This is a genomic window from Bacteroides sp. ET336, from assembly GCF_024733815.1.
GTDB lineage: Bacteria > Bacteroidota > Bacteroidia > Bacteroidales > Bacteroidaceae > Phocaeicola > Phocaeicola cellulolyticus.
In genome coordinates this window covers 1-13014 of the sequence record NZ_JANRHK010000010.1, presented here as the reverse complement: position 1 = coordinate 13014, position 13014 = coordinate 1, and the positions used below count along the sequence as shown (strand labels likewise).

The following is a 13014-nucleotide window of genomic DNA, read 5'->3' as shown; positions in this document are numbered from 1 at the left end:
TTATTTTTCTTTGTTGTTTGAACGAGAATTAATGAGGTAAACGAAAGTGCCATATTTGAGCTTGGCTTTATTTTTTTTGATTGCCTTGCTGACGGCATTACTGCTTTTCTGGACTGCATTGGAAATAGCTTGCGCTCCCCATGATGCCAGACTGTTTCCAGATGTGGTTGTATTGGTGAGTGTAGATGTATTGCTTAGCGCACCGCTACCCACGTCTTTTGTCGTTTCACGGAACTGGCTGCTTGGAACATACAGTCCTTCTAATCCGTCTGTATCATAGAGGGCAAGGTTTACTTTGATAATCTCACCATCTACCATGATGCTTGTAACATTGCCTTTAACACGCTGTGAGCCAAAACCGCTCATAGTTGCATAAAGGTATGATCCTTTGGGAACAGCAACTTCATTGATTTCCACATCATCTATTAATCGGAGACGGACTCTTGAGCCGTCAACTGCCTTGATGTTTTCATCTATGATGGCTTTAATTAACTTCTGCTCTTTTTCATTCTCACAGATAGTATTGAAATAGTCGGACGTTACTCTGACTTTCTTGACCACTTCCAGGGGTTCATCGTTATTTTCTTTTTCATCAGACACTTCCAGATTCTTTTCATTCCTCTTTGTAAGTGTATCCGTATCAGTCGGCAAATTTGTAGCTTGCAGACCTTGTAATCTGGCTTGGGCAATAGCCCGGTTCAGCTCCTCCATGGCTTCTTGCTCACGTTGTTTACTGAGGGCTAAGCGGTCTTCTTCAGAAGTACCGTCGCCTTGTGCGACTTCCTGACCTTTCTGTGCGCTCTCCTGTAGTTGTCTTTGCATCTCAGCGAGTTTCTCGGCTTCCTGTTTCTGAGATTCCAATTGTTTAAGCTCTTCTTCTGAATATTTTGAATCATACTCTTCTTTGTTGTCTTCTTCATTACGGTCAATGTTTCCTAAAGCAGTATAGTCATCTATTTTCCCATATGATTTAAGCATATTGTCATACTTATTGCCAATTCCATCGCCTTTCATGTTGGCATCAGGCAATTCTGGGTTCAGATAATCAGTCGTAGTGAGTCCGTTAGGAGTCTCTGCCTTCTCCGTATGAAACAGATCTATGACAAAGTAACCGACAAACAACAGGGGAAAGTAGATGATTATTGGAATCATGTACTTTGGCTGCTTCCAGTTAATGTTCTTCAGTGCGTCCATCATTCTTTATGTTTACGTTGTTATTATTAGATTCGTCATTGACGGTAGAAAGTACTTCGTGAAAACGTTTGGATGTTTCATTGCCCTTGTTGTAATGTTTACGCAATATCAGCTCCTGCCTTTCTGTGGCACTTTGGACGGATTGCTGCCTGTTAAACACAAATGCCATTCTGTAGATATTCAGACATAGACAGAGTATGATAAGTCCGAACACAATGACTAGAAACAGTTTTCTGTGATTGTTGGCAAAGTTCTGAACCGTTCCGGCAAGCACATCAAGTTTCATCATACGTGCGAACTTGCGACCGGCATTGACTTCACTTTCGTATCTTTGCTTATATTTCGGATCATCCTTATCTGGCATCTTCTCTCCGACAAATAATTTTTTCCATCCCATATTAGTAGTTCATTTTGTTCTTTTGTTCAATATCCTTATTCATAAGTGTCCTCCAGTTTGTGATGAGCAATCCGTGAGGGTTATTGTCAGTCCTCGGTACACGTTTCAGCTGACCTGCAGTGACCAGTTCTCTGGTAAGAATGCTTGTCCGTCGTTCTATACGCTGTTTGCCATAATACATGAACTCCATCTTTTCCTTATCGAATTTTATACTGTCGCAGAATATGCTGAACACAGCACTCGTACCCATAATATTCGAGTAGAATCCTTTTTCTTTCAATGTATTATACTGGGCAAGACCCGTTTCGTCCACTAAATACATGGCTTTGTCCATTGTGTACTTGATATATTTGTCGTCTGGGGCCAGGGTGAAAAACAGATGGTGGACTTTCTTTATATATCAACATAAAATATTGATATACAGAATATAAGATAAATAAGGCAACGGGAAAGTAACAAGACAGACACAACGGAGGTGATTTATAAGAACTTATACGAACATTGTTTGTGACTGCCAAATAGTCAAAGGAGAATGATATTCGTAAGCATTCGAAGAAATGCACCTTTTACACTTTGAGGTTTGGTTGTAGCTTTGCGGCAGTGAATACAATCAAACCTCAATTATTATGAACAGACAAGAATTTGAAGAATTAGAATTGCAGGTGCAACAAAGCGAGCTGCCGTTGAAGTCGTATCTTCAACAGATAGGTGTAAGTTATTCAACCTATCACTACTGGCGTAGAAAATGTTCCGTTGACAGGAGCAGCATCAAACACGAGTTGGCTCCTATCAGTTTTAAACAGGCATTTACGGAGTCTTCCCAAGAAGAACAATTGCCGCATGGTGTTGCGCTGCTGTTTCCCAATGGACTTCGTGCCCACTTCGGGAGCGGTTCTGAAGATTTGCTGAAGGAAATATTTACCCAAAGTCTTCGAAACGGTCATGTTTAACCTGAACGACACGATGCGCTACTTCCTGTGTCCGGGCAGGACAGATATGCGCAAGGGTATCAGTTCGCTATGCGGAGTGGTACATGAGAAAATGAACAGTGAAGTGAGGAACGGTGATGTCTTCATCTTCATCGGTTCCAGCCGCAGGCTAATGAAACTCCTTCATGCCGAAGACGGAGGTATGGTAATGTATGTAAAACGTCTGGAGGCCGGTCGCTTCAAGCTGCCGGAGTATGATCCCAAATCAAACAGCTATCCCATGGAGTGGCGCGATCTGGTGATGATGGTTGAAGGAATACAGGAAAACCCGGAACAGAGGCTCCGGCGGTTAAGAGCCGAACGTAAGGAATACCATGTATAACATGTTTTTTGCGTGAGTAAACTTTGGATATTGTTGCATAATTCACTGTTAATTAGTATATTTACACCATTAAAAGAAGTATAGACAATGGAAGAAAAAGAAATTTTACTCAAGACGATAGAAGGGCTGAATGCCTCTATAGCCTCATTGTCTACTACTAATAAGAATCAATCCGAACAGATAAAAAAGCTGCAGGAACGTATCAAGGAGTTGACGGCTCAGGTCGCGTGGCTGAACCGTCAGCTCTTTGGCCGTAAATCGGAGAAACTTCGCGTATATGATCCTAATATGCCAGATCTCTTTGCCGGCGAGTTTTCCGGACTCCGGCAGCAGGCGGAAGAAAAGCGGGACGAGGCTGTGGAAAAGATTGAGAAGGAATCGGCGGAAGACGTAAAACGAAATCGCCAGAACCGCAAAATGATAGAGGACTTGCCCGTATTGGAGACCGATACAATAGAACCGAAAGGCGTAGACTTGTCTTTATACCGTAGAATAGGCGAAGAGATAACAAAAGTCGTCAAACACAAGCCGGGAATGCTTTACGTCAAGGTGATCATCCGTCCCAAATATGCTCTCAAGGATAGTACCCTGCTTCCTCCAGCCGGACAGAAAGGCGTAGAGATAGCTCCCATGCCGCTGATGCCGGTCGACAAGTGCATTGCTGACACCAGCCTGCTTGCCGAAATATTGCTTCAGAAGTATGAATATCATGTCCCGTTCTACCGTCAGATACAGCAATACCGCCATCTTGGAATGAAAGGCCTTACCGAAAGTACACTGGACGGCTGGTTCAAGAAAACCGTGGAACTGCTTAAGCCTCTGTATGAAGAACTCAAACGTGAAGTCTTCTCCTGTGACTATGTACAGGCGGATGAAACTACAGTTCCGGTCATTAACAGAGAAAAACACAGAGCCGACAAGGAATATCTCTGGATGGTAAGATCAGTCATGGAGAAACTGGTCATCTTCCATTACGACGGGGGATCACGGGCCGGAGCGGTCATCGAATCCCTGGCAAATCAATATAACTTCAAGGGATATCTTCAATGTGACGGTTTTGCAGGTTATGAAACAGCCTTCAAGACCAACCCCGACGTGCGGCTGCTCAACTGCCTGGTGCATATACGCCGTCATTTTGAGCAGGCTTTGGATGAAAACAGGGAGATGGCGCAACATGCACTGACTCAGATACAGCATATCTATAAAATAGAACGCCAGTGTGACGAAGCCGGCCTGTCATATGATGAGCGCAGACAGACGCGTCAGGAACTGTCCAGGCCAATCATGGAGGCAATGAAGGTATGGATGGAGGCAGAAGGAATTAAATACAGTCCAGGTTCTTTGACAGGCAAGGCCATAACATATGCCTATACCAAATGGGATAATATTATGAGATGTCTGGACGATGGCCGCCTGTACTGGGATAACAATCTGGCGGAAAATGTCCAACGGCCCATCACTCTGAGCAGAAAAAATTTTCTTTTCTGTGGTAATCACGAAGCAGCAGCTAATATGTCTGTTATCTGTTCCCTATTGGCTACTTGTAAGGCACACGATGTAAACCCAAGGAATTACCTGAATGATGTAATCGCCTAAATGCCTTATCACAAGAATGCAACTCATGAGATACTTTTGGATCTGCTTCCACACAAGTGGAAGCTGAAACATCCGGAAAGTATATTGACAAAACAGCATGGGGTATCTGACAACTAATGCCATATGCAACATATAGGTTCAACAAAATAATAGCGGCTGAAACTATTAGGTTCATAGTGACAGTCGCTATTGTTGTATATAAAGGTTTAAAACTTGTAGTTTATCGAATGCTTACTGATATTCTTCTATACTCGATAATATTAGATAATTATCGCCTTCTTATAATTGCAACATATGCAATAAAACAATAGCGACTGTAACTTTTTACTTTATAGTTACAGTCGCTATTTCTATGTAAGGATTACTAGAAGATTATTGAATACTTACGGTTAGTGAGTGTGTCGCTACTCGATTATCCAATAGTCAGAAATAGATATAGAATTAAGTCTTGTATTAATTAGGTCGAAAAAATGCTTTGTTGTTTCATTTCTGATGGTCGGCATTGGTATTCAACTTTTCTCTATTGTCACATAATCACTAAAATAAATATATTTATTTTGAGAATAATCATATACCCCCAATTTTATGTAATAAGTATAATTCCTTTTTGTCACATGAATTTCATCATTTGGAATAATTAAGGTAACATCAGGATATATTGCATGCTCATAATGGGAACCAAAATCCGTTCCTACTGAAACTTGTCCATCATCTGTACAATAGTTATTATTTGTATCTTTAAGCATATATCCTTTAGGACTTTCAAATAGGGCTACAACTCTACCGCCTGACTGCTCCATAAAATGCGTATTAAACTTTACATGAATCTCTAAACAGCTAACCCCATTGTGCATGATGTTTTTTTTCAGCCAGATTTTATCAATCTTAGCTTGTGCATTTTTTGTTTTCCGACTTGGCAAAGGAGTTATTGCTATATTTCGAGAAGAATTATTTTCAATCACGTATTGAGGTAGTTGCCTATTGTTGGTATAAGCAAGTGTTTGCTGTTTTGTAGCCTCAAATATTTCATCCCAAGTAAGTCCGATATTGGATATTCCACTTAATACTTCATTTACGGTTTTACGCAAACTAATAGTATATATAGACCCAAGCATAGTTCCAGAAGACCAACTATAAGTGTATTGACCACGGATACTGGAAGAAGCTATAATTGCTTTTTTCCCGCTAAAACCTAAAAATAGTTTCTTGGCTTTTTCTTTATCTATGGGCGCATATTGCATCCTTTCTTTTCTGCGCCCCTCAGAATCCATGTTGCAACAACTCGCTATACATAATAACAATTTTGCCTTTTTACTTACAGCTTTTAATTTATTAAATGTCGTAGTTTCCCAATACTGTTTATCCAAGAATGCCATGTGCGGCCAATCATCATCATCCCAATTACAACCATGTCCTGCATAGTAAAATAAGACCACATCGTTTTCCTGTACATTTAACGAGGCTATTTCTTTCTCTAACATTTTTGAGGTAAATTCAGCTCCGCTATGACAGCGTAAGTTATGCTTGTAATCCAAGGCTTCCGCTATTGACATGCAAAATTCTGTCATTTGTTTCATTTCCGCTGTACGGTCTAACTCGCGTCCTTGCTCCTCCATGTTGGTAAATATGATGGAATGCATAGTTTGACCATACAAATGAATGGAACAAACTAAAAACGGCAATATTAAAATTATTCTATTCATCTTCATTTCTCTTTTCTTTTCAGATTCCGGATATAGCGGTCGTTAGGGAAAACCTCTGACGCCATTGTTATTATAGACTTTCTAATCATTTCTCCATCAACTTCTTGATATTTCCCATCAATCTCAAAATGGCATAAATCACAATAAAATGAGTATGAGAATGTTAGTACGCTATCAACAGAAAAGAAACGAATTGCAATATCTGGCAGAAAGGTGCTTTCTTTGACCATATCAGATTTCTTGAACGAACCTGGATAAAGAAGAGTACTTCTTAAAGCATTACATCTATCAAGCACAGTATCGGTTTGTATTAATAGTATTTCTCCATAACCTTGTAATTGCATTGCAGTTGTGTCAACTTCACACATGGGGTCTAAAAGATACCACACAATAGAGTCTGTTTTTTCAATTATATCTATGTAACTTTTTGAGATTACAGATATACTATCTTCAAAGTACATATCCTTCACTTGTTTGCTTTGTGCATTGCAATTTACCAAAAACAAGAAAGAAAAAATGTAGAATATGCAGCTACGCGAATAATGTTTCATTTTTATTTCGTAATAATAATGGTTTCATCAGAAGACCCTGACGTAGTATAATCCTTATATTTTGAAATGGTCTTTCCTGTAATTGTATGCGTACCAATTTTTAAATCAGACAAAGTGTAGTTCAATGTATATGGGAATGAAGTTGAGTGTCCTATCAATTTTCCGTCTAAATAAAACTCAATTTCAAAATCAACGTCCACATTATCACCTTTAAAATGTCTTGTCGTTAGCGAGATAGTTTCACCATTAGCATAATCATTCCTGCTGGACTTGATATCCCATAGTATAAATGCATCATCTTCATCACGTACAGTGTAGTTTGCATAAGACCAATTGTATGTTAGATTACTATTTTCACTGTCATGGTAATCTATTGTAACACCTATTGAATGGCTACTTCCAATTTCTTCATTTACCATATAGTTTAATGCAAACGGTGCTACGGACTCTGTAGAAATTAATGTACCATCAAAATAATATCGAACTTCATCTATTTCACATCCTTCTGTTGAACGATTAAGTAATAATTCTGGAGTTATAATAAGATATTCTCCCTTTGTAACATAATTATAGTCAAAAAAGAAATCTCCATGACGTTCAGATACAATACCTGTCTCAGAGATGTAAAAATTGTCATTCCTTTCAAGAACGACATCTTCGCATTTCTCTCCTACAACAGTCATTTTTGCATTGACGGTATGAGTACCAACTGTCATTTCGTTTTTATTTAAGATTAGTTCAAATGGCTGTACTTGTTCTGTTGTATATAGTTCATCATCAATATAATATTCCACCCGCTCCAATGATAATCCCCAGTATTCAAAATTGGAGTTCAAATCTGGCGTATATATAATATATTTCCCATCGTCAGAATTCATTCTTCTTAAGTCGTATGCTTCTTCAGGAATCATATTTTCTATGTTTCCCGTAAGGAAAAATTCCCCGACATTTTCATCTTCACATGAAACTAAAGTAAAAGTTATGCAAAGAATAGATATGCGTAAGAGCTTTCTGTAAAAATTATTATAAATCATAATCCTTAGTTTTATAGTTCCCATTGAATACCAAGACCAAAACTTAACCCGTTCTTTTCCTCATAGCCAAAAATTAAATCATAGCCAACATTTAATGAAATCCAGAATTCATCAGATATTGGAATGAATCCTTTGGCTACTGGTCGTATCATTGGTTTAAGCATTATATAATTATCTGCTACGCTTTGACTACCCGAACCAGAAACCGTAACGCTTACATTTCCACTTGTTGTTGAGTTAGATGTGTACGCATAATTTGCAGTTTCTTCTGTTCCATCCATATAAAGGAAGCCAACTCCACATCCTATAGCGAAATATTTAAAATACACTTGTGGTGTTAAAGTCAAGAAAAATTTTGGATCAACTACTTTTTTCTCTCTCGTATAGTTTAATATATCTTGCATCTCCACTTTGTCAATGATATATTTATCTCCATCTAAATTTATTCCAAAATCAACACTTAGCATGAAAGGTATTTCTTCGAATGAATAATTAAAAGAACCTCCTACAGGAAAATGCTTCCCATAATTGTATGAAAAACCAACTGTTTCATAGTCATTAATGAAATCATCAAAATCAATATGGACTTTATGGTTCTTGTCTTCTATGTAAGGAGCAATACCGTATATCACGCCTTTCTTAACAAGTATCAAATCTTCACACGAATAATTTAAAGTACCGTATGTATTTACCGTACAGGCATAAAGTTCAAAGCCTTTGGTATTGGAAGGCCATTTTTCTTCAGGGATTCTCCTATAGTTACTGAATGATATTTTAAAATTTTTTGGGCGTTTATCCATTTCATTTTGAATCCAGTTTAGATAATCTGCCAGTTCATATGTTTCTAGAGGAACAGCATCGTTCCTCTTTGCTAATTGCATAGCTAGACCGTCAGAGATTCTCATTCCTTTTTTGCACAGATTCTCAATAGCCTTTCTATCTTTATATCTATCAGATACTACCCAATTCTCAATTCTATTTGTTAATTCTTTGGCACTGGATATTGCATATGTTTGCGCATATATACTCGATATAAACAGATTACATAATATAATTAGAACAAATCTTCTCATGATGACTATCTTTTTAAATTGTTATATATAAGGGTCTTTTCATCTTCTGCCAATTTTTGAAAAGAACTTATCAGCCAGCCGTCATTAAAGCTTTCTCGATTAAATTCTTTTATAGTGAAAATATAATTGGGTACTTGAAAAAAGATAAATTCCACATCCTCAATATAATCTATTTCTAGAAGACCATTATATACATATGATAAAAATACAGAGGTTAAATCAATTCTTTTATCTCTTTTTAAATAGCGAGATATATAATCATCTTTTCCTGTTGTAATATGCTTTAGCCCCATGAATTTAGTTTCATGAGCATCAGGACTAATAAAGACATCATCAGATATAGAACTTGGCAGTAATCTGAATATTTCACCCTCTGCCTTATTTATAACCCACTTATACATATCATCCTTACGGTTCTCAACTGACATATATAATGTAAAGGTTACATTCTTCTTTTTAAATAAGCCATGACAATCCACCTTTGCAATCCATGTCGTATCGGTATAGTTTATATGAGTGCTATCTTTTTGAATCTCATCAATGAATTCAAATGCTTCTTTAAGCGTAGAGTCATTAATTGATTTGAACTGCTTGCCATTAAAGAGAGCTAAAAGCCTTTTTGTCTCATAATCTTCGACACTTTTAGTGATATCTGGCCTGTCTTGAAGTCCATTAAATCTTTTCATAAATTCGTCAACAAGACTAATCCTTGCTCGTTCTTGCTCTTCATTAATCATGCTACCAATGAACTGTGCATAGCAGGTTGAACTTATGCATATAAACACTGTAATCAAAAACTTTCTCATGCCAAATTATTTAAAATAATACAGTTTGCGTTTCAATATACTTCTATCGCTTCAACGTCACCCAAGCCAACAGCATATTCTACCTTTTTATTTGTTTGACCAGAAGAAGATATTTGAATTGTTTCCTCCTCAATTATACGACATGTCACTCGTTTATGAGGTACTTTTTTATAAATAGGTTTGCCATCATGAAACCCATAGAATGCTGATACTGTGCAAGTACACTCATACTCTTTTTCTCCTACTTTTTTTAGTTCACTTATTTTAATATCGTTTACAACTTCAACAGACACTATATTTATTTTAGTATATCTCTGATGGACCAATCCCGTAAAGTAGTCTTTCATCAATCTTATCACAGGCTTTTTACGGTACTTAGAGGTTATTTTCATATAAACACCTCGTGGAGAACCATTAACTATATATGCTTCTCCTTGCCCAATAAATAGATTTAAAGCAGCCTGACGATATTCCAACCGGTCTTCTATAGGTAAATTTTTATCAGCCATATGGTTGATATAATCTGTCAGTTGCTTGACCTTATGCACAGTTCGTATAGTTATCGCATCTTCATTGTTAGGTTGCGTATATGCTAAGGTTGCGCTAAGGACAACAACGAAAGTAAGAATGTATTTTTTCTTTAATTTCCCCAAAATGGGTCGCTATAGATAAAGCAAAACTTAAGTAGTTTCTAAAGCCTCTACATCACCCAATAAAACTACATACTCGTATTCTGTTTCAATATCACCAGTGTCGGAGATTTTTACTGTTTCTTCTTCTATTATGCGACATGTTACTCTTTTTTTTGTAATGTCTTTGTAGACTGGTCTTCCATCGCGATAACCACAGAATGCTTGTACGAATGTACAAGTGCATTCATATTCATGGTCAGCGACCTTTTTTAATTCACTAACTTTTATATCGGCTATGTCTGATGATTCTATAACGACTTTTGAATATCTCATGTTTATTAACCCAGTAAAGTAATCTTTCATCAACCTTTGTGTAGGTTTCTTACGATACTTTGATGTGATTTGCATAATGACACCATCGCGTGAAGCACCATTGACAATATACGGTTCACCATGACCTATGAATAGATTTAGAGCTAGAACGCGATATTCTTTTCTATCCTCTATAGGTTTATCTTTATCTGCCATATATGCAACGTAGTCTGTCATTTGCTTTACTTTCTGCTGAGCACGGGCTGCTATTAAGTCATTTATGTTTGACTGTGCATATGAAATTATGCTTGCAAAAAGAACAATAATTGAAAAAATGAATCTTAACATATTGCTATTGAATTAACTATTTTTACTTGTTATAACATTCTCGCACTGTTAGTTCTGTAATAGTTTTTCCACTGTGTTTGTATGATACAGGGATTACTTTCAGAATGCTTCCCTCACTAGAAGATATTCTTCCCAAAAATACAGATATGGTCTCTTTGTCAATTACAGGAGAATCTACGTCTTGAGGGATAATCTTCACAATGGCATCATTACTGAAAATCTGTTTTATGATTTGCACTTCATTTTTTCTTATACTTCGACTATTACTATTATCTACCATACAATCAAAATGTGAAGATAAATAATTACACATTGAAGCCATATCATTAATGTTCACACTTGTTTTAGTTGTGCTTATACCCGGATTGTTATTTTGTTTATTAGGTGTGCTTACAACACGCTTTTGCTCACCGGGTCTAACAGGTCGTTTTTGAGGCATAGTTGATGCAACAAGATTATTATTCCAGAACGGTGTTTGGTTACCACCCGTCACTGAGTTTACAATTCCTTTCACCTCAGTGAAAAGAGTGTTCCACTCTAAATTACCTTCATACGCCATATCGCCAAAGATTGTAACTAGAACGGCTGTGAATAAATCCATATCCCCTAAGGGCGTACTTCCACCAACAGACGATTGTCCAACAGATGCAGAGCTAAGTATAAAGTCCCCAGTATATCCAAGGAACATTTTTTGTATGGAGTTTCGTTCAGTATCTGTCAATTCGACGTTTCCATAATTGATAGAAAAAGTAGGTGCTCTTTTGGCAGAAGCTGTCTGAACTACATTACAGCACATTCCTATAGACAATGTAAGTCTTGCTCCTTTGGTTTTTAGTTCATCATGAACCCATTTTAGGGGTATAAACTTATGTTCTTCACTGAAATCACAGCCAAGAAGCATCTGTGGGTATGGATTGTTTTCTGCTTGGGCATGTGTGCCATGTCCAATATAATAGAAAATGATGATGTCATTTTCATCACAAGTCAAGCTTTCTACTTCAGCCTTGCATTTTTCGGGCGTTAGAGCGGAATCGTAGATGTCACGGATATTTGATTTATACCCTTTGTCACGCAATGCGGCATTTACTACATTGACGAATCGTCCATATAATACACTCCGCCCCGTTTTGTCTAATTCTCCAACTTGGGGGTCTTCCGTATCTATAAATGTAAGCCAATGAATTGTTTGCGCTTTTACGACTACAGACGAGATGCAAACCAAAAAAAACAATATAATCTTTTTCATTTTTGTTGACTATTTAAGAGTACATTAAAATATTCGCAATCAGGGAAAAGTTGGTTGGCAAACCTTAACACATCATTTGTTGGCAAATCAAATTTTACAATTTCATTTCCGTTTGCATCACAAATATTCCACTTTCTAAGACCAAAATCAAAGTTTGCTGTACATGACCGTCCTTTGGAAGCTTTAAAATTTAATGTGAAATTCGGCACGTATTTTCCAAATACAGTGTCGTTACTTTCATAATAAGACGGTGCAGAGAGAATGAAGTTTAGGACATACTTATCATTCTTTGCAACTTTCATGTTTACGACAGAATCTGTTTTGTTGTCTTTGGCCTTAAGTTTTAATGTAGCAGAAACAGACTTGGCATTGGTGAGAATAGTATAGATACTATCGCCAACTGCTTTACGCATAACAGAATCTTTTTGAATTGTTACCCTGTTATCCTCAATTCTGTTTGTTGGGGAGGCGGAACAACTCGTCACAATAAAACTTGCCGCAATAAATGTTACAACAAGTTTAGCATAACAACTAAATGGTAAAATCTTAATTTTCATCTGAGTAATATTTTGTTAAGTTAATTGCGAAACGCATTTTATCAGCTGATAGCTTTAGAATGTTCATATGATAGACATAGAACCTTATGCTGAATTCCATGGAGGATTCAATAGTAAATAGAGCCCTCCATGTATTACATACAAAAGATAACATACTTCGTGAACTAAGTTCCACTATTGAAATCAATATGTTAATCATATGTTACATATAGCTATTATTATTACAGTTCTTGTTCTCTCTCTCCATAGGAGAG

The 13014-nt window shown here is 37.1% G+C and carries 13 protein-coding genes and 2 pseudogenes; 3 read left to right on the top strand and 12 right to left on the bottom strand.

Features of this window, described 5'->3' with window-relative positions; translation table 11 throughout:
• From traM to traK, 3 genes and pseudogenes are all read right to left on the bottom strand, one after another.
• Complete coding sequence (gene traM, locus NW213_RS10120) at window positions 1–1194, bottom strand: conjugative transposon protein TraM (protein ID WP_258322741.1); 1194 nt, start codon at window positions 1192–1194, stop codon at window positions 1–3.
• On the bottom strand, window positions 1172–1591 hold the full coding sequence (locus tag NW213_RS10115) for a hypothetical protein (protein ID WP_258322687.1): 420 nt from the start codon (window positions 1589–1591) through the stop codon (window positions 1172–1174). Before NW213_RS10115 ends, traM begins: the two co-directional genes overlap by 23 nt.
• 1 nt (window position 1592) lies before the next feature.
• Window positions 1593–1976: pseudogene (gene traK / locus NW213_RS10110) on the bottom strand (conjugative transposon protein TraK); the annotation flags it as partial.
• Between the two features lie 241 nt (window positions 1977–2217).
• Here traK and NW213_RS10105 point away from each other — a divergent pair.
• From NW213_RS10105 to NW213_RS10095, 3 genes and pseudogenes are all read left to right on the top strand, one after another.
• Window positions 2218–2541 carry a hypothetical protein gene (locus tag NW213_RS10105; protein ID WP_022233666.1) on the top strand — a complete coding sequence of 108 codons (324 nt, stop codon included), beginning with the start codon at window positions 2218–2220 and terminating at the stop codon, window positions 2539–2541.
• On the top strand, window positions 2534–2902 hold the full coding sequence (gene tnpB / locus NW213_RS10100) for an IS66 family insertion sequence element accessory protein TnpB (RefSeq protein WP_071149928.1): 369 nt from the start codon (window positions 2534–2536) through the stop codon (window positions 2900–2902). Before NW213_RS10105 ends, tnpB begins: the two co-directional genes overlap by 8 nt.
• A gap of 87 nt (window positions 2903–2989) precedes the next feature.
• Window positions 2990–4615, top strand: a pseudogene (locus tag NW213_RS10095) (IS66 family transposase).
• 392 nt (window positions 4616–5007) lie between these two features.
• On the opposite strand, the gene NW213_RS10090 reads toward NW213_RS10095, so the two are convergent.
• From NW213_RS10090 to NW213_RS10050, 9 genes are all read right to left on the bottom strand, one after another.
• Entirely contained in the window at window positions 5008–6201 is a 1194-nt protein-coding gene (locus NW213_RS10090; protein WP_258322686.1) for a caspase family protein, read from the bottom strand.
• Window positions 6202–6203: 2 nt separating this feature from the next.
• Entirely contained in the window at window positions 6204–6662 is a 459-nt protein-coding gene (locus NW213_RS10085; RefSeq protein WP_258322685.1) for a hypothetical protein, read from the bottom strand.
• 92 nt (window positions 6663–6754) lie between these two features.
• Window positions 6755–7786 carry an Ig-like domain-containing protein gene (locus tag NW213_RS10080; RefSeq protein ID WP_258322684.1) on the bottom strand — a complete coding sequence of 344 codons (1032 nt, stop codon included), beginning with the start codon at window positions 7784–7786 and terminating at the stop codon, window positions 6755–6757.
• Window positions 7787–7797: 11 nt separating this feature from the next.
• The gene (locus NW213_RS10075) at window positions 7798–8859 is read right to left on the bottom strand and encodes a hypothetical protein (protein ID WP_258322683.1); all 1062 of its coding nucleotides are present in this window, start codon (window positions 8857–8859) and stop codon (window positions 7798–7800) included.
• Between the two features lie 5 nt (window positions 8860–8864).
• Window positions 8865–9596 carry a hypothetical protein gene (locus tag NW213_RS10070; RefSeq protein ID WP_258322682.1) on the bottom strand — a complete coding sequence of 244 codons (732 nt, stop codon included), beginning with the start codon at window positions 9594–9596 and terminating at the stop codon, window positions 8865–8867.
• A 101-nt stretch (window positions 9597–9697) separates the two neighbouring features.
• Window positions 9698–10318: a hypothetical protein gene (locus NW213_RS10065; protein WP_258322681.1), complete on the bottom strand. Its 621-nt coding sequence runs from the start codon at window positions 10316–10318 to the stop codon at window positions 9698–9700.
• A gap of 27 nt (window positions 10319–10345) precedes the next feature.
• On the bottom strand, window positions 10346–10957 hold the full coding sequence (locus NW213_RS10060) for a hypothetical protein (protein WP_258322680.1): 612 nt from the start codon (window positions 10955–10957) through the stop codon (window positions 10346–10348).
• 22 nt (window positions 10958–10979) lie between these two features.
• A complete protein-coding gene (locus tag NW213_RS10055; RefSeq protein ID WP_258322679.1) occupies window positions 10980–12179 on the bottom strand; it encodes a caspase family protein in 1200 nt (399 codons plus the stop codon).
• Between the two features lie 20 nt (window positions 12180–12199).
• Entirely contained in the window at window positions 12200–12760 is a 561-nt protein-coding gene (locus NW213_RS10050; RefSeq protein ID WP_258322678.1) for a hypothetical protein, read from the bottom strand.
• Between the last annotated feature and the right edge of the window lie 254 nt (window positions 12761–13014).

Excerpts from the sequence above, each read along its gene's own strand:
- traM (WP_258322741.1), bottom strand. The coding sequence starts at position 1,194 with ATGGACGCACTGAAGAACATTAACTGGAAGCAGCCAAAGTACATGATT.
- NW213_RS10115 (WP_258322687.1), bottom strand. The coding sequence starts at position 1,591 with ATGGGATGGAAAAAATTATTTGTCGGAGAGAAGATGCCAGATAAGGAT.
- NW213_RS10105 (WP_022233666.1), top strand. The coding sequence starts at position 2,218 with ATGAACAGACAAGAATTTGAAGAATTAGAATTGCAGGTGCAACAAAGC.
- tnpB (WP_071149928.1), top strand. The coding sequence starts at position 2,534 with ATGTTTAACCTGAACGACACGATGCGCTACTTCCTGTGTCCGGGCAGG.
- NW213_RS10090 (WP_258322686.1), bottom strand. The coding sequence starts at position 6,201 with ATGAATAGAATAATTTTAATATTGCCGTTTTTAGTTTGTTCCATTCAT.
- NW213_RS10085 (WP_258322685.1), bottom strand. The coding sequence starts at position 6,662 with ATGTACTTTGAAGATAGTATATCTGTAATCTCAAAAAGTTACATAGAT.
- NW213_RS10080 (WP_258322684.1), bottom strand. The coding sequence starts at position 7,786 with ATGATTTATAATAATTTTTACAGAAAGCTCTTACGCATATCTATTCTT.
- NW213_RS10075 (WP_258322683.1), bottom strand. The coding sequence starts at position 8,859 with ATGAGAAGATTTGTTCTAATTATATTATGTAATCTGTTTATATCGAGT.
- NW213_RS10070 (WP_258322682.1), bottom strand. The coding sequence starts at position 9,596 with ATGATTAATGAAGAGCAAGAACGAGCAAGGATTAGTCTTGTTGACGAA.
- NW213_RS10060 (WP_258322680.1), bottom strand. The coding sequence starts at position 10,957 with ATGTTAAGATTCATTTTTTCAATTATTGTTCTTTTTGCAAGCATAATT.
- NW213_RS10050 (WP_258322678.1), bottom strand. The coding sequence starts at position 12,760 with ATGAAAATTAAGATTTTACCATTTAGTTGTTATGCTAAACTTGTTGTA.